At 73.7% G+C, this 23,724-nt stretch carries 23 protein-coding genes; 7 read left to right on the top strand and 16 right to left on the bottom strand.

Annotated features, from left to right (window positions below):
- On the top strand, positions 1-829 hold an 829-nt coding region (locus AB0E19_RS18720; RefSeq protein ID WP_362180882.1), incomplete at its 5' end, for a ricin-type beta-trefoil lectin domain protein.
- 10 nt (positions 830-839) lie between these two features.
- On the opposite strand, the gene AB0E19_RS18715 is transcribed toward AB0E19_RS18720, so the two are convergent.
- The 5 genes from AB0E19_RS18715 to AB0E19_RS18695 form a co-directional block, all read right to left on the bottom strand.
- Complete coding sequence (locus tag AB0E19_RS18715; RefSeq protein WP_362180879.1) at positions 840-1,427, bottom strand: hypothetical protein; 588 nt, start codon at positions 1,425-1,427, stop codon at positions 840-842.
- The gene (locus tag AB0E19_RS18710) at positions 1,420-3,228 is read right to left on the bottom strand and encodes an alpha/beta hydrolase (protein WP_362180876.1); all 1,809 of its coding nucleotides are present in this window, start codon (positions 3,226-3,228) and stop codon (positions 1,420-1,422) included. Before AB0E19_RS18710 ends, AB0E19_RS18715 begins: the two co-directional genes overlap by 8 nt.
- Before the next feature lie 6 nt (positions 3,229-3,234).
- The gene (locus AB0E19_RS18705; protein ID WP_362180873.1) at positions 3,235-3,690 is read right to left on the bottom strand and encodes a hypothetical protein; all 456 of its coding nucleotides are present in this window, start codon (positions 3,688-3,690) and stop codon (positions 3,235-3,237) included.
- Positions 3,691-3,830: 140 nt separating this feature from the next.
- On the bottom strand, positions 3,831-4,280 hold the full coding sequence (locus AB0E19_RS18700) for an OB-fold domain-containing protein (protein WP_362180870.1): 450 nt from the start codon (positions 4,278-4,280) through the stop codon (positions 3,831-3,833).
- Positions 4,277-4,729 carry a DoxX family protein gene (locus tag AB0E19_RS18695; protein ID WP_362180867.1) on the bottom strand — a complete coding sequence of 151 codons (453 nt, stop codon included), beginning with the start codon at positions 4,727-4,729 and terminating at the stop codon, positions 4,277-4,279. The genes AB0E19_RS18700 and AB0E19_RS18695 overlap by 4 nt, the downstream gene beginning before the upstream one ends.
- 154 nt (positions 4,730-4,883) lie before the next feature.
- Between AB0E19_RS18695 and AB0E19_RS18690 the strand changes: the two genes are divergently transcribed.
- Positions 4,884-6,032 (top strand): NAD(P)/FAD-dependent oxidoreductase, encoded by a 1,149-nt coding sequence (locus AB0E19_RS18690; RefSeq protein WP_362180864.1) that lies wholly within the window; start codon positions 4,884-4,886, stop codon positions 6,030-6,032.
- A gap of 16 nt (positions 6,033-6,048) precedes the next feature.
- Here the strand turns inward: AB0E19_RS18690 and AB0E19_RS18685 are convergent, their stop codons facing one another.
- On the bottom strand, positions 6,049-6,798 hold the full coding sequence (locus AB0E19_RS18685; protein WP_362180861.1) for a translation initiation factor IF-2: 750 nt from the start codon (positions 6,796-6,798) through the stop codon (positions 6,049-6,051).
- A gap of 173 nt (positions 6,799-6,971) precedes the next feature.
- On the opposite strand from AB0E19_RS18685, the gene AB0E19_RS18680 reads away from it, so the two are divergent.
- The 3 genes from AB0E19_RS18680 to AB0E19_RS18670 are packed head-to-tail and all read left to right on the top strand — an operon-like array spanning position 6,972 to position 10,644.
- Positions 6,972-9,194 (top strand): acetate--CoA ligase family protein, encoded by a 2,223-nt coding sequence (locus AB0E19_RS18680; RefSeq protein ID WP_362180858.1) that lies wholly within the window; start codon positions 6,972-6,974, stop codon positions 9,192-9,194.
- A gap of 8 nt (positions 9,195-9,202) precedes the next feature.
- A complete protein-coding gene (locus AB0E19_RS18675) occupies positions 9,203-9,991 on the top strand; it encodes an enoyl-CoA hydratase-related protein (protein ID WP_362180855.1) in 789 nt (262 codons plus the stop codon).
- A gap of 50 nt (positions 9,992-10,041) precedes the next feature.
- On the top strand, positions 10,042-10,644 hold the full coding sequence (locus AB0E19_RS18670; protein ID WP_362180851.1) for a flavin reductase family protein: 603 nt from the start codon (positions 10,042-10,044) through the stop codon (positions 10,642-10,644).
- A gap of 88 nt (positions 10,645-10,732) precedes the next feature.
- On the opposite strand, the gene AB0E19_RS18665 is transcribed toward AB0E19_RS18670, so the two are convergent.
- A complete protein-coding gene (locus tag AB0E19_RS18665) occupies positions 10,733-12,007 on the bottom strand; it encodes an MFS transporter (RefSeq protein WP_362180848.1) in 1,275 nt (424 codons plus the stop codon).
- Between the two features lie 91 nt (positions 12,008-12,098).
- Positions 12,099-13,388 carry an MFS transporter gene (locus tag AB0E19_RS18660; RefSeq protein ID WP_362180845.1) on the bottom strand — a complete coding sequence of 430 codons (1,290 nt, stop codon included), beginning with the start codon at positions 13,386-13,388 and terminating at the stop codon, positions 12,099-12,101.
- 23 nt (positions 13,389-13,411) lie between these two features.
- Between AB0E19_RS18660 and AB0E19_RS18655 the strand changes: the two genes are divergently transcribed.
- Positions 13,412-14,407, top strand: a complete 996-nt coding sequence (locus AB0E19_RS18655; protein WP_362180842.1) for a helix-turn-helix domain-containing protein — start codon at positions 13,412-13,414, stop codon at positions 14,405-14,407.
- Here the strand turns inward: AB0E19_RS18655 and AB0E19_RS18650 are convergent.
- The 4 genes from AB0E19_RS18650 to AB0E19_RS18635 form a co-directional block, all read right to left on the bottom strand.
- Positions 14,368-14,991 (bottom strand): hypothetical protein, encoded by a 624-nt coding sequence (locus AB0E19_RS18650; protein WP_362180839.1) that lies wholly within the window; start codon positions 14,989-14,991, stop codon positions 14,368-14,370. The genes AB0E19_RS18655 and AB0E19_RS18650 overlap by 40 nt on opposite strands.
- A gap of 11 nt (positions 14,992-15,002) precedes the next feature.
- On the bottom strand, positions 15,003-16,223 hold the full coding sequence (locus AB0E19_RS18645) for an MFS transporter (protein ID WP_362180836.1): 1,221 nt from the start codon (positions 16,221-16,223) through the stop codon (positions 15,003-15,005).
- Positions 16,224-16,319: 96 nt separating this feature from the next.
- The gene (locus AB0E19_RS18640; RefSeq protein WP_362180833.1) at positions 16,320-17,369 is read right to left on the bottom strand and encodes a Zn-dependent alcohol dehydrogenase; all 1,050 of its coding nucleotides are present in this window, start codon (positions 17,367-17,369) and stop codon (positions 16,320-16,322) included.
- A gap of 30 nt (positions 17,370-17,399) precedes the next feature.
- On the bottom strand, positions 17,400-18,314 hold the full coding sequence (locus AB0E19_RS18635) for an SDR family oxidoreductase (RefSeq protein ID WP_362180830.1): 915 nt from the start codon (positions 18,312-18,314) through the stop codon (positions 17,400-17,402).
- An 84-nt stretch (positions 18,315-18,398) separates the two neighbouring features.
- Here AB0E19_RS18635 and AB0E19_RS18630 point away from each other — a divergent pair, with 84 nt between their 5' ends.
- A complete protein-coding gene (locus AB0E19_RS18630) occupies positions 18,399-19,325 on the top strand; it encodes a cyclase family protein (protein WP_362181266.1) in 927 nt (308 codons plus the stop codon).
- A gap of 297 nt (positions 19,326-19,622) precedes the next feature.
- On the opposite strand, the gene AB0E19_RS18625 is transcribed toward AB0E19_RS18630, so the two are convergent.
- The 4 genes from AB0E19_RS18625 to AB0E19_RS18610 all read right to left on the bottom strand — a co-directional run bounded on the left by AB0E19_RS18625 (position 19,623) and on the right by AB0E19_RS18610 (position 23,611).
- Complete coding sequence (locus tag AB0E19_RS18625; RefSeq protein WP_362180827.1) at positions 19,623-20,066, bottom strand: ATP-binding protein; 444 nt, start codon at positions 20,064-20,066, stop codon at positions 19,623-19,625.
- A 326-nt stretch (positions 20,067-20,392) separates the two neighbouring features.
- The gene (locus tag AB0E19_RS18620) at positions 20,393-21,280 is read right to left on the bottom strand and encodes an acyl-CoA dehydrogenase (protein ID WP_362180824.1); all 888 of its coding nucleotides are present in this window, start codon (positions 21,278-21,280) and stop codon (positions 20,393-20,395) included.
- A 7-nt stretch (positions 21,281-21,287) separates the two neighbouring features.
- Positions 21,288-22,421 carry an acyl-CoA dehydrogenase family protein gene (locus tag AB0E19_RS18615; protein WP_360600926.1) on the bottom strand — a complete coding sequence of 378 codons (1,134 nt, stop codon included), beginning with the start codon at positions 22,419-22,421 and terminating at the stop codon, positions 21,288-21,290.
- Complete coding sequence (locus tag AB0E19_RS18610; protein WP_362180819.1) at positions 22,421-23,611, bottom strand: amidohydrolase family protein; 1,191 nt, start codon at positions 23,609-23,611, stop codon at positions 22,421-22,423. The genes AB0E19_RS18615 and AB0E19_RS18610 overlap by 1 nt, the downstream gene beginning before the upstream one ends.
- Between the last annotated feature and the right edge of the window lie 113 nt (positions 23,612-23,724).

Genomic DNA, 23,724 nt, shown 5'->3' with positions numbered 1-23,724 from the left:
GCAGCCGTCCACGGGTGTCCCCGGCGCGCAGCCGTCCACGTCCGCGAAGCCCTCCGGCTCCGCGTCCGCGCCGGCCTCGGCGTCCGCGACCTCCGTCCCGCCCGGCAGCCCCCTGCCGCCGAACGCCCCGCCGCCCCCGGCGGACGGCGGCGGCACCGTCTCCGGCGGCTCGTCCACGACCGGCGGGGGCGGCACGACGACCTCGGGCGGCTCCTCGGGAGGAAGCTCGGGAGGGTCCTCGGGCGGTTCGTCCGACGGCTCCTCCGGAGGGTCCTCCACCACGTCGGGAGGCACGACCTCCGGCGGCTCGACCTCGGGCGGATCGACGTCCGGCGGATCGACGTCCGGCGGGACGACCACCACCGCGCCCCGCCCCACCACGACCGCACCCCAGCCGCCGCCGACCTCCGGCGGGGGCGGTTCGGGACCCTCGGGGACGTACTCCCTGGAGAACGCGACGAGCGGCAACTGCCTGGCGGAGAACGACCAGGGGTACGCCGTCATCGTCTCCACGACGGCGTGCGGCACCAAGCCCGAATCGGTCACCTACTCCTGGACGTACAAGTCCAACGGGGACGGCACCTTCCGCCTGGTCAACAAGAAGTCCGGAAAGTGCCTCCAGTTCACCAACACCATCGACGCCTCCCTCGCCGCCTGCAACGGCGCGAGCAACCAGAACTGGAGGTTCGGCACCTCCACGTCGGCCGGGCGGCAGCTGAAGAACGTGAGCGGCAACCAGTGCCTGACGGCCAACAGCTACGCGGTGATGAACTACCCCTGCCAGTCCTCGGGCACCAGCCAGTTCTGGCGCAACATCGGGGCCCTGTAGGCCCCGCCCGTCAGTACTCGCCGTCGAGGTCGGCGGCGGAGGCCGCGCGGTAGCAGGCGGAGACGACCTTGAAGTTGAGCATGGTCTGGTTGCCTCCGTCCTTCATCGCGACGACGTGCACGGCGAACTGCTCGGTCTTGTTCTCGGCGTAGATCTCCGGGTCCTGGGCCTGGGAGTTCGCCTTGCCGTCCTTGGTGATCCGCCAGCCGTGCTCGCCGAGCTTCGTGCGCAGGTTCTGCATGCCGCTGTCGACCTGGGCGTCGGTCAGGGCGTACACCGACCAGGGGTGCGAGGTGGAGAACAGGTCCTCGCCGTACTCGGAGCAGCGCGAGACGCTCGGGCCGGGTTCGGTGACCTTGCCCTTGATCCCGGTCAGCTCCAGGAGGCGGCTGGAGACCTCCCGCGCCTTCGTGCGGGCCGGGTCGGGGTCCATCCGCACCGGTGTGTAGTCGAGTTCCTTCACGTCCGAACACCCCACGGTCAGCGCCGCGAGCGACGCGATGGCGGCCGCGAGGGCCAGCGCCCTCGGGCCGGAGACGGCACGGCGGCCGGCCACGTTCCTCTTGTCGGTCACGATGTCGGTCACGATGTCATTCACGTTGCACCTTGTCGTACTGTCCGGCGACCACCGAGGCCTGGTTCTCGATGCTCAGCGAGCCGTCCCTCCAGTAGTCGGTGTGGCTCTCGGAGTCGTGGGCCATCTTATTGGCGCCGAAGCTGTCGTCGGACGGCACGTTCTGCCCCCAGACCGAGCCGAACGGCAGCAGGTCCTGCCACCAGTCGGAGTTCCGGCCGAGGCCGGCGAACTTGCCGCCGAGGGGCACCTGGTCGTCCGTGACGCCGCCCGCCTGGGACCAGACGTGGCCCTCCTCGACGTCGAGCTCCTTGGCGTACTCGACGAGCATGCCGGGGCTGCCGACGGCGATGATGTCGTCGGTGCGCAGGTCGCCCCCGTTGGAGGCCGCGCCCACGACCGTGGACCCGTAGCTGTGGCCGATGAGCGTCGTGTGGCTCTTGTCGTCGCCGCCCTGGACGTGCTCCAGGCCCGACATGAAGCGGTTCAGGTCGGGGGCCGCGGTGTGGGCGTAGTGCTCCTTCATCGCCTCCGGGACGATGCTCTGCGGGGCGTCGTAGCCGATCCAGGTGATGGTCGAGACGTTCTGGCCGGGGACCTTGGCGCTGGTCTCCTTCCACATCTCGCTCATGTGGTGGATGTACTTCTCGCTCTCCGTGATGTTCGTGTACGTGCCGGGGACGAAGACGGCGGTGTGGTCGGCGACGTCGGGGTTGCCGTTGGCGACGACCGCCCGCCCGCCGCCCTTGGTGTCGTAGCCCAGCAGGTACGCCTCCGGCAGGCCGTCCTTGCCGGTGGCGTCGAAGCGGGCCTCGATGGCCCGCACGCCCTTGAGGTTGTCGGTGACGGACTTGAGCTCGTCGCCGTACTTCTCGTTCCACACCGTCCACTCCGGGTTCCGGTACGGATAGGTGCTGTTGTAGAGGACCTTCTGCGGCTCCGGGGGGATCGCGGCGAGGCGGAGTTCGAGCTCCGCCCGCTTCTCCGCGAAGACGATCCGGTTGGCCTCGTCGCGGGTGGCGGAGGGCAGCCCGTCCAGGCCGCCGACCTGCGCCGCGTTCAGCGACATGTAGGCGGACTGCTCCTCGGGCGTCAGCCCCTTCCACCAGGCCGCGTTCTCCTTCGGGTCGCCGCTCTTCGGGGCGTCCGGCAGGGAGTCGAGGTAGCCCTTGCCCGCCTCGCGGACCCCGCCGGTGTCCGCGTGGACGTCGGTCCAGTCGCGGTCGGAGACCTTCAGGTCGTCGTCGGCCTTCAGCGAGCGCAGCCTGGGCGCCCACTTCGCGTCGGCGTCGCCGGCCTCCTTCAGCGCGTCGGCGATCCGGTTCGCGTACCCCATGGCCTTGCCGTAGTGGGGGTTCGGGTGGATGTTGGCCGACTGGCGCTCGATCGCGTCGGACGTCTCGGTGCCGCCGGCGCTCCCGCTCACCGAGCCGCCCGGGGCGTCCTTCTCCTCGCCGGGCTTGCGGCCGGCCGGGTACGACACCGAACCGTCGCCGTTCACCGTGCAGCCGTTCGCGGCGGCGTCCTCCAGGGCCGTGTCCAGCTTCCGCTTCGCCGCCGCCAGGTCGTGGGCGAAGCCGTTCAGCGCGGTGCTCGCCAGACCGCACTCGGTCTGCGCGTAGTGGAAGTTCTTCGACAGCTCCTTGAGCTCCGCCAGGGCGGCGGTCGCCGCCGCACCCTCAAGACGGTCCTTCCGCATGCCCGCGGCGATCTGGTTGTCGAGGGCGTCCTTGGCGGTGCTCGCCGCGTCACCGGCCGCCCGGTAGCCGTCCGCCGCCTGCTCGTACTCCGCGGGCTTGAAGGCCTTCAGCGTCGCGAGGTCCATGTCCGGTCAGTTCCCCTTCGCCTGGCCGCCGAGGGCCTCGGTGTCCGCGTACCCCGCCTTGAGCCGGTTCAAATCGGCCAGGACCGCCTCGTCGGACTTGGCGAGGTCGTGGCCGGCTCCTTCCAGGAGCCCGCCGAGCGCCTCGCACCGCCCGTTCACGTCGCCGAGGTACTTCTTCCAGGACTCGAACAGCTCCTTCTGGGCCGCCGCGCTCTGGACGTTCGCGCCGTCGCCCAGGCCCGCCTGGCCGTCCGACAGCGCCGTCAGCCCCTTGCCGACGCCCTCCTTCAGGCCCTTGACGCCCTGGCCCGCCCTGGCCCAGGCCTTCTTGTCCGACCTCAGGTCGCCGGCGGAGGTGCCGGACCCGCCGCCGTCCACGGCGGGCGCCTGGTTCAGCCGCATCTGTTCGGAACCGCGCTCCGCCGCGCCGGCCTTGAGCTGCTCCCACTCGTCCCACGCCATGCGTGGCACCCCCGTTCCCCCGCCGTCACCGTCGACGCGCCGTCGGAAAGTCGCCTTGACCGAGGCTCATCCTATGAACTCCGGTGCTCCCGGGGGCCGTCCGCGCACAGGGTGTTCTGAGTACGCGTGCTCTTGCGTACTCAGGAGGAGGGCTGGGAGGGAGGCTGGGAAGAGGGCTGGGAGAGGGGCCGGAAAGGGGGTGCGGTGAAGACCGGGACGGCGACGCCGTCCTCGCCCGTCCGGAAGGCGACCGTCAGCTCCATGTCCGGGCGCAGCGCGTGCTCCGGCACGTCCACGACCTGCGTCATCATGCGCGGGCCCTCCGCCAGGTCGACGACGGCCGCCACGTAGGGCACCCGTTCGCCGAAGGGCGGGAGGTCGTTGCGGTGGACGACGGACCAGGTGTGGAGCGTGGCGCGGCCGCTCGCGGGGACCCAGTCGACGTCCTCGCTCCAGCAGTGCGGGCAGAACTCGCGGGGGTAGTGGTGGGGGCGGTCGCAGGCCCGGCAGTGGCGGATCAGGAGGCGGCCCTCGGCGGCGGCGTCCCAGTACGCGCGGGTGAAGGCGTCGATGTCGGGGGTGGCCGTCACGAGAAGAGTCCGATCGCGGCGTCGAGGGACCAGGTCTGCCAGGCCATCGCGAAGAGGGCGACGAGGGAGATCAGCGCCATCATCGCGTTCTGCCCCTGCTCGGCCCAGTCGTGGATCATGAGGACGAGGTAGAGGAGGTTGAGGAGGAGGCCGCAGGCGAGGGCGACCGGGGTGAGGAAGCCGGAGACCAGGCCGAGGCCGAGGGCGAGCTCGGCGTGGACGACGACGTACGCCATGAGCCTGGGGCGGGGGGCGACGACCTTGTCGAAGCCGGTCCTGACCGCCGCCCACCGGTGCTTGCCGGCCACGTCCGCCGCCCAGGCGATGCCGGTGCCGCGTTCGAACCAGCCCTTCCTGTCCTTGTGGCGCCAGCTCTCCAGCCACCACAGGCCGAGGCCTATGCGGAGGACGGCGAGCCATTCGGCGCCGGTGAGCCAGACGGTCTGCATGCGCGGTCCTCCCGACGAGGCGGATCTGACGGTACGTCAGTTCAGCGCACCGCCCGGCCGGTCCGCAAGGGCTCGTACCACGTGACCGATTCGCAACCGAAATCCCTTCTCGACCGAGACCCACTGCGTGTACACGTCATTACGCTCAGCAGTCATGGTCACCACCACCCCCCAAGAACCGGTGTACGTCATCGGCGCCGGCCCCGGCGGGCTCGCGGTCGCCGCCACCCTGCGCGCCCGCGGCGTCCGCGCCGTGGTCCTGGAGAAGTCCGACTCCGTCGGCGCCTCCTGGCGCGGCCACTACGACCGGCTGCGGCTGCACACCACCCGGCGCCTCTCCGGCCTGCCCGGCCTGCGGATCCCCCGGTCGTACGGCCGCTGGGTCGCCCGCGCCGACGTCGTCCGCTACCTGGAGGCGTACGCCGAGAAGCACGAGCTGGACGTCGTCACCGGCGTCGAGGTGCACCGGATCGAACCCGCCGGGGACGGCACCGGGTCCTGGACGCTGCACGCGAGCGGCGGACGGCGGCTCACCGGCCGGGCCGTGGTCGTCGCCACCGGCCACAACCACACCCCGGCCGTCCCCGCGTGGCCGGGCCGCGAGACGTACGGCGGCGAGCTGGTCCACGCCCGCGAGTACCGCAACCCGGAGCCGTACGCGGGCAAGGACGTGCTCGTCGTCGGCGTCGGGAACACCGGAGCCGAGATCGCCGCCGACCTCGCCGGGGGCGGCGCCGCCCGGGTCCGGCTCGCCGTCCGCACCGCCCCGCACCTCGTGCGCCGCACCACCGCCGGCTGGCCCGCCCAGCGCACCGGCATCCTGATCCGCCGCCTCCCGCCCCGCCTGGTGGACCGGCTCGGCGCCGCAGTGGCCCGGCTCGCCGTCCCCGACCTCGCCGCCCACGGCCTCCCCCGCCCCGGCACGGGCCTCGCCACCCGCGCCCGGGCCGGGGCCATCCCGGTCCAGGACGTCGGCCTGATCGACGCCGTGCGCGCCGGGAAGGTCGAGGTCGTCGCGGCCGTCGAGGCCCTGGAGGGCGCCGAGGTCGTCCTCGCCGACGGCACCCGGATCGCGCCGGACGCGGTCGTCGCCGCCACCGGCTACCGCCGGGCCCTCGAACCCCTCGTCGGCCACCTCGACGGCGTCCTCGACGACCGCGGCCGCCCCCTCGCCCGCGGCCCGCGCTGCCCGAAGGGCCACCCCGGCCTCTACTTCACCGGCTTCACCAACCCGATCAGCGGCATGCTCCGCGAACTGGCCCGGGACGCGGAGCGCATCGCGCGCCGCATCGCCCGGACGTAGCCGCGCGGGCACCGGCTCAGTGCGGCAGCGGCGCCGGACGCAGGGCGTTACCAACGGAACAGCCGCCCTCCCCGGGCATCCGCTGGATCCGGGGCGGGGTCCACACCTCGGTGGAACCGGGGGCCACGCGGGCGAGGACGCAGTCCTGCGGGTCGCGGGGGTCGCGCTCCACCGTCAGCGCGACGCCGACCCGGCCGCCCTCCGCCCCCACCTCGGTACGGATCCCCTGGTCGAGGCCGAGGGCGGCGAGCACCCGGCGCACCTCGGCCTCGTCCGCCCGGCCGCCCTCCGGCACCCGGGGGAGCCTTGCGCGGAGCTCGCCGTGCGGCAGCCGGGGCGGCGCGGGCGGCGGGGCGAAGACCGGCACAGGACCGTCCGGGCAGTCCACGTCACGGGGCTCCTCGGCCCCCTCGGCCCCGGGTGCGACGCGCACCGCGAAGCAGCGCCGCACGGTGACCGTCTCCACGTCGAACCAGCCGTTGTACGCCGAGCCGGAGGTGCGGACGACCACCTCCACGCCGTCGCCGTCCCGCGGGGCGGTGCCCGTCACCCGCAGCGCCTCCACTCCCTCGATGCGGGAGGCCTCGTACCCGACCTCCGCGGCCGTGCGCAGGTACATGCCGGAGAGCCGCTCGCCCGCCGTCCCGGCGGCCTTCCGGGCGGCGTCGGCCGCCTCGTCCGCGGAGTTCGGCATCAGGCCGCCGACGGCGAAGGCCAGCGACAGGGGTACGAGGATCAGCGAGGCGATGAGCGGGGGTCGGCGCATGCGGCCACCCTCGCTCCAGTGCGCGCGGCGGGCAAGGTCGTTTCCGGTCCGCGGCCGGGGTCTTCACGTCCCTCCGCCCGCCCCATTCCTGACTGAGCGTCAGTTCTGTAATCTGACTATGCGTCAGGTCACTTGTCCGGGACGCGTCCTGCACGGAAGGGCGGAGCGCAACGATGCTTGGATCGACTCACGGCACCTTCACCACCGGTCTGCGCGCCCGCGTGGACGCCTGCGGGGAATCCCCCCGCACCGCCGTCCACGGGCACGCCGCCGCGCCCGGCGACCGGGACGTCAGCGGACGGGAGCTGTACGCCGAGGTCCCCGACCTCGGCCGCTTCTTCCGGCCCCGGTCCGTCGCCGTCGTCGGCGCCTCCGACACCGAGGGACGGCCCAACACCGGCATCACCCGGCAGCTGCTCGCCTGGGCCGAGCGGGTCGGTGCGGAGCTCTTCCCCGTCCACCCCACACGCACCGCCGTCTTCGGCATCGACTGCGTGCGCTCCGTCAAGGAGCTCGCGGAGCCCGTGGACCTCGCCGTCCTGCTGGTCGCCGACCCGCTGCCCGTCGTCGAGGAGCTCGGCGAGGCCGGGGTGCCGTTCGCCGTCGCCTTCGCCTCCGGCTTCGCCGAGACCGGCGCCTCCGGGGCCGCCGCGCAGGAGCGGCTCGCCGAGGCCGTGCGCCGTACCGGCATCCGCCTCCTCGGGCCCAACACCAACCTCAACGCCTTCGAGCGCTTCCGCGACGACCTCGACGGCCCCGCCGTCGCCCTCATCACCCAGTCCGGCCACCAGGGCCGGCCCCTCTTCACCCTCCAGGAGCTGGGCGTCCGCCTCTCCCACTGGGCGCCGACCGGCAACGAGGCCGACCTGGAGACCGCCGACTTCCTCTCGTACTTCGCCTCCCTGCCGGAGGTCGGCGCCATCGCCGCCTACGTGGAGGGGCTCAAGGACGGGCGCTCCTTCCTGCTCGCCGCCGACCGCGCCGCCCGCGAGGGCGTGCCCGTGGTGGCCGTGAAGGTCGGCAGGACCGAGACCGGCGCCCGCACCGCCGCCTCCCACACCGGGAAGCTGACCGGCGCGGACCGGGTCGTGGACGCGGCCATGCGGCAGTTCGGCGTCATCCGCGTCGACGGACTCGACCAGCTCCAGGACACCGCCACCCTCCTCGCCCGCGCCCGCGCCCCGCTCGCCGAGGGCGTCGTCGTCTACTCGATCTCCGGCGGCACCGGCGCCCACTTCGCCGACCTCGCGACGGCCGCCGGCCTCACCCTCCCGACCCTGGGCGACGCCAAGCAGGACGAACTGCACCAGTGGATCCCGGAGTACCTCGACGTCGCCAACCCCGTCGACAACGGCGGCCACCCGGTCGGCGACTGGCGCGGCCGGAAGATCATCGACGCGATCCTCGCCGACCCGTCGGTGGGCGTGCTGATCTGCCCCATCACCGGCCCCTTCCCCCCGATGAGCGACCGGCTCGCGCAGGACCTGGTCGCGGCGGCCGAGGCCACCGACAAGCTGGTGTGCGTGGTGTGGGGCTCGCCCGTCGGCACCGAGGACGCCTACCGGACCACCCTCCTCGGCTCCTCCCGCGTCGCCACCTTCCGCACCTTCGGCAACTGCATCGGCGCCGTGAAGGCCTACCTCGACCACCACCGCTTCACCGCCGGCTACCGCTCCCCCTTCGACGAGGCCCCCCGCACCCCCTCCCCGTCCTTCCGCAAGGCCCAGGCCCTGATGCGCCCCGGGCAGCGGCTCAGCGAGCACGCCGCCAAGCAGCTGCTGCGCGCGTACGGCATCCGCGTCCCGCGCGAGCAGCTGGTGACGAGCGCGGCGGCGGCCGTCCGGGCGGCCGGCCTCGTCGGCTACCCGGTGGTGATGAAGGCCTCGGGCGCGCGGCTCGCCCACAAGACGGAACTGGGCCTGGTGAAGGTCGGCCTGACCTCGGCGAGCCAGGTTCGCGACGCGTACCGCGACCTCACCGACATCGCCCGCTACGAGGGGATCGACCTCGACGGCGTCCTCGTCTGCCAGATGGTCGGGAAGGGCGTCGAGATGGTGGTCGGGGTGACCCGCGACGAGCTCTTCGGCCCGACCGTCACCGTCGGCCTCGGCGGCGTCCTGGTGGAGGTCCTGAACGACACCGCCGTCCGCGTCCCGCCCTTCGGCGAGCGCGAGGCCCGCTCGATGCTGGACGAGCTGCGCGGCCGCGCCCTCCTCGACGGCGTGCGCGGCGCACCGCCGGCCGACGTCGACGCGCTCGTCGAGGTCGTGCTCCGGGTCCAGCGGATGGCCCTCGAACTCGACGGCGACCTCTCCGAACTCGACATCAACCCGCTGATGGTGCTGCCGCGCGGCCAGGGCGCGGTGGCCCTGGACGCCCTGGCGGTCTGCCGATAGGAGCCCCCATGGCCGAGGACGTACTCCACTCCGTCGAGAACGGCGTCTCCTGGATCACCCTCAACCGCCCCGAGGCGATGAACGCGGTGACCTGGGACCAGCGAGAACGCGTCATCGCCCTCCTCGCGGAGGCCTCCGCCGACCCCTCCGTACGGGCCGTGGTGATCACGGCGACGGGCCGCGGCTTCTGCGCGGGCGCGGACCTGCGGGGCGCCCCCGCCCTCGGGGACAAGGTCGCCGGAGACGTCTCCCGCATGATCCGCGCCGGTGCGCAGCGCTTCATCGCGGCCGTCATGGACTGCGAGAAGCCGGTGATCGCGGCGGTGAACGGCACGGCCGCGGGCATCGGCGCGCACCTGGCCTTCGCCTGCGACCTGGTGCTGGCCGCCGAGTCCGCCCGCTTCGTGGAGGTCTTCGTCCGCCGCGGCCTCGTCCCCGACGGCGGCGGCGCGTACCTGCTGCCCCGGCTGGTGGGCCCCCACCGCGCGAAGGAGCTGATGTTCTTCGGCGACGCGCTCCCGGCGACGGAGGCCCTCGCCTGGGGCCTGGTGAACCGGGTCGTCCCCGCGGACGAGCTGACGAAGACCGCCCGCGCCTGGGCCGAACGCCTCGCCCAAGGCCCCACCCGGGCCCTGGCCCTGACGAAGCAGCTGGTCGACGCCGCCCAGGACACCGACCGCGCGAGCGCCTTCGCGGCGGAGGCGATCGCCCAGGAGCTGAACATGACGACCCGCGACGCCCAGGAGGGCGTGACCAGCTTCGTGGAGCGGAGGGAGGCGCGGTACGAGGGCCGCTGACACCGCCCGGACCCTTCACATCTGACGCTCCGTCAGCTTCAATGCGGGACATGATGGGACACGCGGGGATGGCGGCCACCGCCGTCCGACACCTGAGAGCGGCCGGGGCGCCCACGGCCGTCGAACCCCTCCCCCGGCCCGCCCTGCGGGCCGTGCGGGAGGACGAGCGGGCGCCGGTGGACCCGGCGGAGTTCCGCCGCGTCCTGGGCCACTTCGCGAGCGGCGTCACCCTCGTGACGACCGTGGACGAGGACGGCCCGACGGGCTTCGCCTGCCAGTCCTTCGCCTCCCTCTCCCTGGACCCGCCCCTGGTCGCCTTCATGGTCGCCAGGACCTCGACGACCTGGCCCCGCATCGCCGCGGCCGGCACCTTCTGCGTCAACGTCCTCGGCGCCGACCAGGGCCCCCTGTGCCGGGCCTTCGCGGTCAGCGGCGCCGACAAGTTCGCGGGCGTGGCCTGGACCCCCACCCCGGTCACCGGCTCCCCCCGCCTCCCCGCCGTCCCCGCCTGGATCGACTGCACGATCACCACCGTCCACACCGGCGGCGACCACCTGATCGTCGTCGGCCGCGTGGAGTCCCTGGGCGCGGAGGCCGACGACGCGGAGCCCCTCCTCTTCCACCGGGGGCGGTTCGGGCGGTTCGCCCCCTGACGCGAACACCAGCCGCGCGGCGGGGTGAACGGGGCACCGTATCGGCGGCGGGTCGACCACCACGCTCGCCCTCTCCCCATGCCCCCCGTCATGCCGCGCGGCGGCGGATGACCAGGGCCATGAGGGCGGCGGCCGCGCACAGCGCGCCGGAGGCGTACCAGACGGGGTCGTAGGAGCCGAAGACGTCGCGGGCCACGCCGCCGGCGAAGGCGATGACGGCGGCGCCGATCTGGTGGGAGGCGAGGACCCAGCCGAAGACGATCGCGGAGTCCTCGCCGTAGTGCTCCCGGCAGAGGGCGATCGTCGGCGGGACCGTCGCCACCCAGTCCAGGCCGTAGAAGACGATGAAGAACAGCATCGGGGGGTGCACGGCGGGTGCCAGGAGCATGGGGAGGAAGAGGAGCGAGACGCCGCGCAGGGCGTAGTAGACGGCCAGCAGGCGGCGGGCCTCGAAGCGGTCGGTGAACCAGCCGGAGGCGATCGTGCCGACGACGTCGAAGACGCCGATGACGGCGAGGAGCCCGGCGGCGGCCGTGACGGGCATGCCGTGATCGTGGGCGGCCGGCACGAAGTGGGTCTTCACCAGGCCGTTCGTGGAGGCCCCGCAGATCGCGAAGGTGCCGGCGAGGAGCCAGAAGGGGCCGGTGCGGGCGGCCTTGAGCAGGACGGTGACCGCGCGGCGGGCCGCGCCCGCGACGGGGGCGGGCTTCTCGGCGTACGCGCCGCCGTACGGGGCCAGGCCGACGTCCGCCGGGTGGTCGCGGAGCAGGAGCCAGACGAAGGGGACCACCGCGAGCGCGGAGAGCGCCACCGTCACCGACGCCGGGCGCCAGCCGTGGTTCTCGACCAGCCAGGAGAGCAGCGGGAGGAAGACCAGCTGGCCGGAGGCGCCCGCGGCCGTCAGGATGCCGGTGACCAGGCCCCGGCGGGCGGTGAACCAGCGGTTCGTGACGGTCGCGGCGAAGGCCAGGGCCATCGAGCCGCTGCCCAGGCCCACGAGGATCCCCCAGTAGAGGACCAGCTGCCACGCCGCCGTCATCCACACCGTCAGGAGCGAGCCGAGCGCGATCACCGACAGGGCCACCGCCACGACCCGGCGGATGCCGAAGCGGTCCATGAGGGCGGCGGCGAAGGGCGCGGTGAGGCCGTAGAGCGCGAGGTTCACCGAGACCGCGAAGCCGATCGTGCCGCGCGACCAGTCGAACTCCTCGTGGAGCGGTTCGATGAGCAGGCCCGGCAGCGAGGCGAAGGCCGCCGCGCCGATGATCGTGACGAAGGTGACCGCGGCGACGGACCAGGCACGGTGGAAGCGGGGGGTACGGGAGGTGGGGAGGGAGGAGCGGTGCTCCGTTGTCTGGGCCATGCCATAGAGGATTCCGGCCGTCACCCGCCCCCACCACTGGCCCGACCGCCAGCTTTCCAACGGATCGGGCCAAGCCGCGGGCGGCCTCCGCCTACGACGCCCTCGGCAGGTTCCTGATCGGCCGCACCACCAGCAGCGCCGCCACCACGAGCACCGCGATCCCCGCCCCCGCGAGCAGCACCGCCTCCGCGCCGACCACCCCCGCGACCGGCCCGGACAGCGCCCGCCCGACGCCCATCATCAGCAGGGATCCGGCCACGTCGTAGGCGTGCATCCGGTTCAGGGCCTCCTGCGGGACGTGCGTCTGGACCGCCGTGGACCACATCACGAGCCAGTACGCGAACGCCGTGCCCGCCACGAACTGCCCGGCCGCCAGCGCCGCGACCGGCGCCCCGAGCCCGAGCAGCGCCAGGTTCACCGGCAGGCCCAGGAGCGCGACCGCCCCGGACGCGAGGGGCCGGCGCGGGCGGATGCGGAGCGCGAGCAGCCCCCCGAGCGCGCTGCCCGCGCCGTTGACCGCCATCAGCGCGCCGTACACCGCTGAGCCGTGCCCGCCGGTGACCAGGCTCGCGGTGAGCGGCACCATCGGGCCGGCGACGGTCAGTCCGTACACCGTCCAGATGGAGATGACCCCCCACAGCCAGCTCCGCGAGCGGAACTCCCGCCACCCGAGGGCGAGTTCGGAGCCGAAGGAGCCGCGGACCCGGCCGCCGGCCGCCATCGGCGGGATCCGCATCAGCAGGAAGCAGACGGCGCTGACGGCGAACGTGGCGGCGTTCGCGGCGAAGGCCGCGCCCGCGTTCCAGACGGCGACGAGGAGCCCCGCGAGCGCCGGGCCCGCCATCGTCATCAGCGCCTCCGCCACCCGCAGGACGGCGTTGGCGCGCTGCACGTCGGGCGCGATCCGCGGGATCGTCGAGGCGACCCCCGGCTGGAAGAGCGCGGCGCCGACGCCCGCGACGACGGAGAGGCCGTACACGGCCCACAGCGGCGGACTGCCGACCGCGAAGGCGACGGCGAGCAGCGCCGCCCCGGGCAGCCGCAGCAGATCCGCGGTGATCATCATGCGGCGGGCGGTGAAGCGGTCGGCGAGGACGCCGCCGAAGAGGACGAAGACGGCGAAGGCGGCCGTCCACAGGCCGAGCGCGTACCCGACGGAGGAGCCGGGCCGGCCGGCGCCGAGCAGTCCGGCGGCGAAGGCGACGGGGACCATCCCCTCGCCGAGGACGGCGGCGGCCCTGGCCGTGAAGAAGAGCCTGAAGTTACGGTTCCAGAGTGCGGGGGGCGCGACCGGCAGCGGAATCAGCGCGTCGGCCCCGGGCTTGTACGTGTTGTCCGTCACGGACAGCCAGTCGTACCACCGACTGGTCTGGACCACCATTGATTTAGCCGAGGGAGAGGCCCATGGGCGAGACCGCGCCGCACCGGCCGCACCGCGTCGCCGTCCTCGCCCTGCCCGGGCTCCTCCCCTTCGAGCTGGGCATCCCGCACCGGATCTTCGGCCGCGCCAGGGACGCCGAGGGGCGGCCGCTGTACGAGATCGTGACCTGCGCCGTGGCCGCCGGACCGGTGCGGACCGACGCCGACTTCGCGATCCACGTGGAGCACGGCCCGGAGGCGCTGGCCACCGCGGACACGGTCGTCGTCCCCGCCTCGTACGAACTGGGCCCGGTCTACGAGGAGGGCAGGCTCACCCCCGAACTGGCCGCCGCCCTCGCCCGCGTCCGGCCCGGCACCCGGCTCGTCGCGATCTGCACGGGCGGATACGTCCTCGCCGCCGCCGGGCACCTCGACGGGCGCCCCGCCACCACCCACTGGGCCTCGGCCGACCACTTCCAGCGGCTCTTCCCGACCGTGCGGGTCGACGCGGACGTCCTCTTCGTCGACGACGGCGACGTCCTGACCTCGGCGGGCGTCGCCGCCGGCCTCGACCTGTGCCTGCACATCGTCCGCCGCGACCACGGCGCGGCCGTCGCCAACGACGTGGCCCGCCGCACGGTCGTCCCCCCGCACCGGGACGGCGGCCAGGCCCAGTACATCGCCCGCCCCGTCCCCGACACCGGCACCCAGAGCACGACCGCCGCCCGCGCCTGGGCGCTCGCGCACCTCCACGAGCCGATCCAGCTCCGCGACCTCGCCGAACGGGAGGCGACGAGCGTCCGCACCTTCACCCGCCGCTTCCGCGACGAGGTCGGCGTCAGCCCCGGCCAGTGGCTCACCCAGCAGCGGATCGAGCGGGCCCGTCACCTCCTGGAGACCAGCGACCTGCCCGTCGACCGGGTGGCCCAGGACGCCGGCTTCGGCACCGCCCAGTCCCTGCGGGTCCACCTGATGACCGCCATCGGCGTCACCCCGACCGCCTACCGCCGCACCTTCCGCCCGGGCTTGCCGACCGGCTGATCGTCGTCGTCCTCGCCGACCGGGTCGGCCGAGTCGGCCGGGGGGACGGACCCGTCCGTGCCGTCCCCGGCGACGGCCGAGTCGATCCGCCAGGCGACCATGCCGGCCGCCCCGGCGGCCCCGGTGATCCCGACCGGCAGTTCCGCCGGGGCGCTGCCGACGCGGTGCCGCACCGGCACCCCGTCGCACGCCACGTCCAGGGGGGCCAGCTCCCCGACGGCGACCTTCACCGCCCCGGTCCCCACGCACGCCACCGAGAACCGGTACGGCTCCCCCCGCTCCAGCACGGCCCGGACGCGAGCGCCGTCCGCGACCCGTTCGAGCCCGGACTCGACGTAGTCCTCGTCGTCGTACAGGCCCAGGGCCTCCTGGGCCCGCTCGCCCTGTTCCGTCTCCTTCGCGTCCGTGTCCGCGTCCGTGTCCGCGTCCGTGTCGGCGACGGTCTCCTCCGGCGCGGGCTCCCCCGTGGGCGCGACCGGCGCCGGCGCGGCGTCCGGCGACCGCGGCGCCTCGGTGCACCCGGCCAGCAGCAGGGGGACGAGGGCCAGGGGCACGGCCACGGCCAAGGGCCTGCGGAGTCTCATCGGCGGGTCCTTCACTTCAGGGCGGGGTCTGCGGTTTCCTCCTTCGGACGTCGCACCCCACGCTCCCGGTTCCGTACGAGCCGCAGCTCGCCGAAGGCCGCGACCGCGACGAGCAGCAGGGTCAGGCCCACCCCGCAGAGGATCGCGGTCGACGGGGCGACCACCCGCAGCAGCCCGCCCGCGAGCGTGCCGCTCGCGGCGTATCCCGCGCCGACGGCCGCGTACATGATCGAGTACCCGGCGGCCAGCGCCGACGGCGGCAGCACCCGCCGCAGGGCCAGGTTCCGGGTGAGCATCGCCGGCGCCTGGAGCAGGCCGGCCGCCGCGAGGGCGACGCCGAGGGCGACGGCGCCCGGCAGCAGCGCCACCGCCGCCACCCCGGCGGTCACCCCGAGGACGAGCAGGAGCGACTGCAGAGGGAGCGGCCCGGGCCAGTCGGAGCGGAGCCCGTACAGGAAGGAACCGGCGACCGACCCGAGGGAGAAGCCGGCGAGCAGGGGGCCCGCCCACCCGATGCCGATGCCGCGCTGTTCGAGGAGGGCGGGCAGGATCAGTTCGGCGAGCGCGAGGAGGGTCAGCGAGGCCGCCCCGAGGACGTACACCGGCCAGGCCGCGAGCAGCGCCCGCCGCCTGCCCGGCCCGTCCTTCCCGGGCGCCTCCGCCGACCAGCCGGCGGGCAGCAGCCACAGCCCCGCGAGCCCGGCCGTCATCAGCGCGGCCTGGAGGAGCAGCGGTACGGCGGGGGCGGCGCCGAGTGCCAGGCCGGTCGTCAGCGCGGGCGCGGCCGACCAGATCCCGAAGGTCAGCATGGACTCCAGGCTCAGCGCCTGGGTGACGGATCGTTCCTGCACCATCCCCGTGAGCAGCGCCCGCAGCCCCGCCGACACGGCGACGGGCCCGGCCCCGGCCAGGAACGCCAGCACCCCCAGGACGACGGGGTGGGCGCCCGGCGCGAGCCCGAGCCCCGCGAAGCCGGCCGCGCCGACGGCGAGCCCGCCCGCCATCTGCGGCCTGGCCCGCTCGGCCCGCATCCGCAGGCCGAGCACCGGCGCGGCGAGGATCTCCCCGATCACGTACACGGCCGCGAGCACCGCCCCGAGGCTGTACCCGCCCGGCCTCTCCCGCACCAGGAACACCAGCGCCAGCGGCGCCATGGCGACGGGCATCCGGGCGGCCGCGGTGACGGCGCACCAGGTGAGGACGGGGCGGGTGAGGAGGGCGCGGTACGACATCCGGCGAACGTACCGCCGCCGGGCGAGGCGCCGCGAACGGGTTCCGCGAAGGCGGCTCCGCGAACGGGCTCCGCGAAGGGGCTCCGCGAACGGGTTCTAGAAGAGGAGCACGCCCCGGGCCACCTTCCCCGCCTCCGCGTCCTCCCGCGCCCGCCCGAACTCCTCCACCGGGTAGGAGGCGGTGACCAGTTCGTCGAGGAGGAGCGCGCCGGTGCGGTACAGCCGGGCGTAGAGCGGGATGTCCTTCTGCGGGCGGGAGGAGCCGTAGCGGCAGCCGAGGATCGACTTGTCGAGGAACATCGCGGCCGGCGGGAAGCTCGCCTCCGCCTTCGGCGCGGTCATCCCGAGCAGCACGGCCTGCCCGTGCCGGTCGAGCAGGTCGATCGCGGTGCGCACGAGACCGGTGTGCCCGACGCACTCGAAGACGTGGTCGGCGCCGGTCGGCAGCACGTCCCGCACGCCGTCGGCGGAGGGCAGGAAGTGCGTCGCCCCGAACCGCCGGGCCACGGCCTCCTTCTCCGGGTTCGTGTCGACGGCGACGATCGTGAGCGCGCCCGCGATCCGCGCGCCCTGGATGACGTTGAGCCCGATCCCGCCGGTGCCGATGACGACGACGGTGTCGCCGCGGGCCACCTTCGCGCGGTTCAGCACGGCTCCGACACCGGTGAGGACGCCGCAGCCGAGGAGGGCGGCGGAGGCGAACGGCACGTCGTCCGGGATCTTCACGGCCTGGACGGCCCGGACGACGGTCCGCTCCGCGAAGGAGGAGTTCGAGGCGAACTGGAAGAGCGGCTTCCCCTGCCGTGAGAACGGCTGCCCGGGCATCCCGATGGCCTTCCGGCACATGGTCGGCCGCCCGGCGTCGCAGTCGGCGCAGGCCCCGCAGTTCGCGAGCGTCGACAGGGCGACGTGGTCCCCCGGCCGGACGTGCGTCACCCCGTCGCCGACGGCCTCGACGACGCCGGCGCCCTCGTGCCCGAGGACGACGGGCGGCGGGAACGGAATGGTCCCGTCGATCACCGACAGATCGCTGTGGCAGAGCCCGGCGGCCCTGATCCCCACCAGCACCTCACCGGGACCGGGATCCCGCACCTCCAGATCCGCGACGACCTCGACGTTCTTCCCGTCGAACACCACACCCCGCACGACGACCCCTCCCTCTCCTCAGCGCCTGGACTACCGGTTCGGGCGGTCGCCCGCCGCGGCCGCGCGGGCCATCTCCTCAAGGCGTGCCAGCATCGGCATCGGGTCCGTCCCCACCGTCCCCGGCAGGAAGTCCGCGATCCGCTCGGGCGTCCACGCGCCGCCCTCCGCGTATCCGGCCCGCAGTTCCCTCGGCTGCGCCCAGACCGCGATCTTGGGCCCGGCGATCGTGTAGACCTGCCCGGTGATCGCCTCGGCGCGGGCGCGGTCGCTGAGCAGGTAGACGACGAGGGCGGCGACGTCCTCGGGCTCGCCGATCTCCTTCAGCTCCATCGGCACGTTCGCCGACATCCGGGTCCGGGCCACCGGCGCGACCGCGTTCGCGGTCACCCCGTACTTGTGGAGCCCCAGTGCCGCGCTGCGCACCAGCGAGATGATCCCGCCCTTCGCCGCCGAGTAGTTGGCCTGCGCCACGGACCCCTGGTGGTTGCCGCTGGTGAAGCCGATCAGCGTCCCGGCCCCCTGCTTCCGCATCACCGCGGAGGCCGCCCGGAAGACGGTGAAGGTGCCCTTGAGGTGGGTGGCGACCACCGGGTCCCACTCCTCCTCCGTCATGTTGAAGAGCATCCGCTCGCGCAGGATGCCCGCCACGCACACGACCCCGTCGATCCGCCCGTACGCGGCGAGGGCCGCGTCCACGACCCGCTGCCCGCCCGCCATCGTCGAGATGTCGTCGGCGACGGCGACGGCCGTGCCGCCGGCCGCCTCGATCTCCTTCACGGCCTCCGCCGCGACCTCGGAGGCCGGTTCGCCGCCCTCGATGGAGACGCCGTAGTCGTTGACGACGACCTTCGCCCCCTCGGCGGCGCACGCGAGGGCGACCGCGCGGCCGATGCCGCGCCCCGCTCCGGTCACGGCGACGACCTTGCCCGCCAAGAAGTTCCCCATCTCCGGCCCCTTCCCGCAGTTTCTGACGGTCCGTTAGATTCTATGGGTCGTCAGATGCCGGAAAACAAGACCCCGGAGGCCCCGATGTCCCTCCCCGCCGCGTTCCACGAGATCGCCAAGCGCGTGAACAACTGGGGCCGCTGGGGCCGGGACGACGAGATCGGCACGCTGAACCTGATCTCCGACGAGGTGGTCCGCGAGGCCGCCGCGACCGTCCGCTCCGGCCGCCGCGTCCCCCTCGCCGTCGACCTCAAGCAGGACGGCGTGCAGACCGGGATGATCCCCGGCCGGGTCAACCCGCTCCACGTCATGGTCCAGGTCAACCAGGAACTCTTCGGCCCCGGCACGGTCGCCACCAGCGACGACGCCGTGACCCTCGGGCTGCAGGCCGGCACCCACTGGGACGCCCTCACGCACGCCTCGCACTCGGGCCGGATCTACAACGGCCGCCCCGCTGGCACCGTCACCCCGCACGGCCGCGCCGCCTTCAGCGGCATCCACACGGCCCGGCACGTGGTCGGCCGCGGGGTGCTGCTCGACGTGGCGGCGGCGAAGGGCGTGGACCGGCTGCCCGGCGACCACGCGGTGACCCCGGAGGACCTGGACGAGGCGGCGGAGTTCGGGCGGGTGACGGTACGGGCCGGCGACGTCGTCCTCGTACGGACCGGGCAGCTGGGGCTGTACCTGGCCGGGGACCGGCACGCGTACGCCTTCCCGTCGCCCGGGCTCTCGATCCGTACGCCGGAGTGGTTCCACGCCCGGGACGTCGCGGCCGTCGCCAACGACACGCTCACCTTCGAGATCTTCCCGCCGGAGATCGAGGACCTGTGGCTGGGCGTGCACGCGCTCGACCTGGTCGAGATGGGCATGCTCCAGGGCCAGAACTGGAACCTGGAGGAGTTGTCCACAGCCTGTGCACAAGAAGGCCGCTATGCCTTCCTGCTCTCCGCGATGCCGGAACCCTTCGTCGGCGGCACGGGCACACCGGTGGCCCCGGTCGCGATCTTCTGAGCGACCCCGGGGCGGTCGACCTCACGGACGGTCGGCCTCACGGACGGCCGGGCTCATGGACGGCCGGGCTCATGGACGGCCGGGCTCATGGACGGCCGGTCTCACGGACAACCGGTCTCACGGGCAGTCGTCCTCACGGACAGTCGGGCTCGCGGGTGGCGGCGCGCTCGCGCGCGCCCCGAGCACGGCACGGACCGCCGCCACCCGACCACGACCCGCACATGCCGAGGGCGCACGGCCCTCGGCTCCCCTCGCCACGAATCGCTCACCCCAGGGTGGGCAAAACGGAACGAACCGTCAACAGCGCACCTGTCCGGGTGAACCGACACCCTCACCGGGAAGCGCCACCGCGGGCGTCCGGTCGACCTCGCACCAGATGCTCTTCCCGCGCCCCTCGGGCTGCCAGCCCCACCGGTCCGCGAGGCCGTCCACCAGCTCCAGGCCGCGCCCGTTGGTGTCCTCGCCCGCGGCGTGCCGGGGCCGGGGCGGCCGGTCGCTGCTGTCGGCGACCTCGACCCGCACCCCGCCCTCCGCCGCGAAGAGCATCCGCAGCACGGCGGGGCAGCCCGTGTGCACCACCGCGTTGGTGACGAGCTCGGAGATGAGCAGCACCAGCGTCTCCGCCAGCGGCTCGTCGTCCCCTATCCCGGAGCCGGCCAGCCGTTTCCTGGCCCACCGGCGCGCACGCCCCACCTCGGCCGGGTCCGGCCCGACCTCCAACTGAACCTGAAGCACCTGCACCGTTCACACCATCCGAACCGGCGAACACACCTTTACGGAACGTGATTCCCTTGCGAGACAGCATGGTTGACGTACAGTCACCGCAACAAGCGCTTCGGGCATATTCCAGCGCGAAGGAGTACGCATGGTCCATACTGTGCGACGCACGCGGCGGGGAGTCGAACGCGGGGCGCGACCCGGGCTCACAAGCACTCGCATCCCACGGAGAGTACCGGAGCGGGACCCCGACTCCGGCCCGTGACGACCCTCCGAAGGACACAACCCGATATCGACATTCCGCCCATGGCGACCGGGATTCGAACACGCTCCGTCACCAGTTCGGGCCCTCAGAGCGCGGCGGCCACCTCCTCCGCGGCCCGCTCCCCCGGCAGCACCAGCGCGGCCCGCACCCACGCCCGTTTCAGGTGCAGATGGACGTCCGCCTCCCAGGTGAACCCCATCCCGCCGTGCACCTGGAGGCAGTCCCGCGCGTTGGCGACCGCCGCCTCGTCGGCGAGCAGCTTCGCCCCGGCGATCTCCACCGGGTCGGCGGTGACGGCGGCGCCGTGCACGGCCGCCCGCGCCAGCTCGGTCCGCACGAGCATCCCCGCGCAGAGGTGCTTCACCGCCTGGAACCCCCCGATGACCTGCCCGAACTGCTCCCGCCGCGTGGCGTACGCGACGGCGGCGTCGGTGCACCAGGCGGCGGTCCCGACCTGCTCGGCGGCGGTGAGGAGGACGGTCTCCGGCGCCCACTCCCCGGTGCCGGGCACCCGGTGGAGCGGCGTCAGCGGATCGACCGACCGCACGGATACAGCACCCTCGGCGGAACCCAGGACCACGTCGGCGGCCTCCAGCCAGGGAACCAGCCCCTCGGGCGAGACCTCCGTGACCACCACCGCCCCCTCGGCGGCGCCCCGCACGGATCCCGCAGCCACGTGCGTGGCGACCAGCGGTCCCGGGACCAGTGCCCGCCCCGCCTCCTCGAAGACGAGCACCGCCTCCGGCAGTCCGAGCCCCACCCCGCCCCGCTCCTCCGGCAGCCGCAGAGCGAAGAACCCGGCCTCGCCCAGCTCCTTCCACAGTCCCCGGTCGAGCCGCCCGTCCCCGCCCCCGTCCCTGCCCCCGCCCCCGTCCACGGCCGCCCGCAGCGCCTCGCGCCCGAAGCGGCCCGCGAGCAGCTCCCGTACCCCGCGTACGAGGTCCCGCTGGTCCTGGTCCAGACGGAAGTCCACGCCCGGCTCACCGTCCCTTCGGCAGGCCGAGGATCCGCTCGGCGACGATGTTGCGCTGGATCTGGCTGGTGCCGGCGGCGATCGTGTACGAGAGGGAGGAGAGCCGGTCGAGGTTCCACTCCCGGCCGAGGTCGAGCGCGTCCGGTCCCAGGACCTCGGCGGCGGTGTCGTACAGCTCCTGGCGGGCGTGCGAGTAGTGCAGCTTGAAGACGGAGCCGCCGACGCCGGGGACGCCGCCGGTGGCCTGCGCCTCGCTGACGTTCCGCTGGGTGAGCCGCCACAGCGCCTGGAACCCGGCCGCGAGCCGCCCGAGCCGCCGCCGCAGGGCGGGGTCGTCCCAGCGGCCGTTCTCCCGCGCGGTGCGGGCGAGTTCGCCGAGGAGGCGGCGGCAGGCGACGACCTCGCCGACGAAGGCGGTGCCGCGCTCGAAGGAGAGGGTGACCATGGTGACCCTCCAGCCGTCGTTCTCCTCGCCGACGCGGTTCGCGACCGGCACCCGCACCTCGTCGAGGAAGAGCTCGGCGAACTCGGTGGACCCGGCGAGGGTCCGCAGCGGGCGGACCGTGACGCCCGGCGCGTCCATGGGCAGCGCGAGCCAGCTGATCCCCCGGTGCCGGGGGCCCTCCGGGTCCGTCCGCACGAGGAGTTCGCACCAGTCGGCGACCTCGGCGTGCGAGGTCCAGATCTTCTGCCCGGTGACGACGTACGCGTCCCCGTCGCGCACGGCCCTGGTCCGCAGGGACGCCAGGTCGGACCCGGCGTCGGGCTCGCTGAAGCCCTGGCACCAGACCTCGTCGCCGCGCAGCACCGGCTCCAGCCACCGCTCGCGCTGTCCGGGCGTGCCCTCGGCGGCGATGGTGGGTCCGGCGTGGAGGAGGCCGACGAAGTTGGCGCCCACGTAGGGCGCGCCGGCCCGCTCGGTCTCCTCCAGGAAGATCAGCCGCTGGGTGGGCGAGGCGTCCCAGTGGACGTGCCCGTACCCGGCGTCGTACAGGCGCCGCTGCCAGCCGCAGTCGTACGCCCTGCGGCCCGGCCAGTCGAGCGGGTCGGGCCGGGGCGGGAGCAGGGGCAGCGCGGAGCGCAGCCACTCCCGCAGCCCGGCCCGGAACTCCTCCTCCGCCTCGCTGTACGCGAGGTCCATCACACGATTCCGAGGTCGAGCATGCGGATCGCGTTGCCCCGCATCAGCTTGTAGACGGTCTCGTCGTCGAGGCCCTGGACGTGGTCGAGGGCGACCTCCCTGGTGTGCGGGAAGGTCGAGTCGACGTGCGGGTAGTCGGTCTCGAAGGTGGCGTTGTCCCGGCCCACCACGTCGAGCGAGGCGATGCCGTGCTTGTCGCGGAAGAAGCAGCAGAAGATCTGCCGGTAGTAGTACGTGGACGGCGGCTCGGGGATCAGGTCGCGGACGCCGCCCCAGGCGCGGTGCTCCTCCCACACGTCGTCGGCGCGTTCGAGGGCGTACGGGATCCATCCCATCTGGCCCTCGCTGTAGGCGAGCTTGAGGCGCGGGTACTTGACGAGGACCCCGCTGAAGAGGAAGTCCATCATCGAGGCCATCGCGTTGTTGAAGCTGAGGCTGGCCTGGACGGCGGGCGGGGCGTCGGGGGACGCCGCCGGCATCTGGCTACTGGATCCAATATGCATGTTCACGACCGTCCCGGTCTCCTGGCAGACGGCGAAGAACGGATCCCAGTAGCCGGTGTGGATCGACGGCAGCCCCAGGTGGGTGGGGATCTCGGAGAAGGTCACGGCCTTCACCCCCCGGGCGGCGTTCCGCCGGATCTCGGCGACGGCGAGGTCGATGTCCCAGAGCGGGATGATGCAGAGCGGGATCAGCCGGCCGCCGCTGTCCCCGCACCACTCCTCGACCATCCAGTCGTTGTACGCGCGCACGCAGGCGAGGGCGACCTCCTTGTCGTGCGCCTCGGCGAAGGTCTGCCCGCAGAAGCGCGGGAAGGTCGGGAAGCACAGGGACGCCTCGACGTGGTTGAGGTCCATGTCCGCGAGCCGCGCCTTCGGGTCCCAGCAGCCGCGCCGCATCTCCTCCCGGGTGATCCCCTCCAGGGTCATGTCGTCCCGGTCGAAGCCGACGGCCGCGATGTTCCGCTTGTACGGGAACTTCAGGTCCTCGTAGATCCACCAGTCGGTGGGCGGCCCGGCCGGGTCCATCGTGATCTGGTACTTCCCCCCGACGTACGCGAGCTCGCCGATCCCGGCGGTCAGCGCCTTGGGCCCCCGGTCCCGGTACTTCGCGGGCAGCCAGGTGTCGAAGAGGTGGGCGGGCTCGATCACGTGGTCGTCGACGCTGATGATGCGGGGCAGTTCGGTCATGACCCCTCCTCAAATCTGATGGATCGTCAGATACTGACTCCCTCAAGCTAACGCCTCCGGGTGGGCATGGGTAGTACCCGCCCGGCGGGCGCGGGGGGCGACACGGGGGCGGA

This window comes from Streptomyces sp. NPDC047974 (assembly GCF_040653375.1).
Taxonomy (GTDB): domain Bacteria; phylum Actinomycetota; class Actinomycetes; order Streptomycetales; family Streptomycetaceae; genus Streptomyces.
Note: the sequence above shows the minus strand (reverse complement) of the source record. Positions and strands in the feature narration are given on the sequence as shown.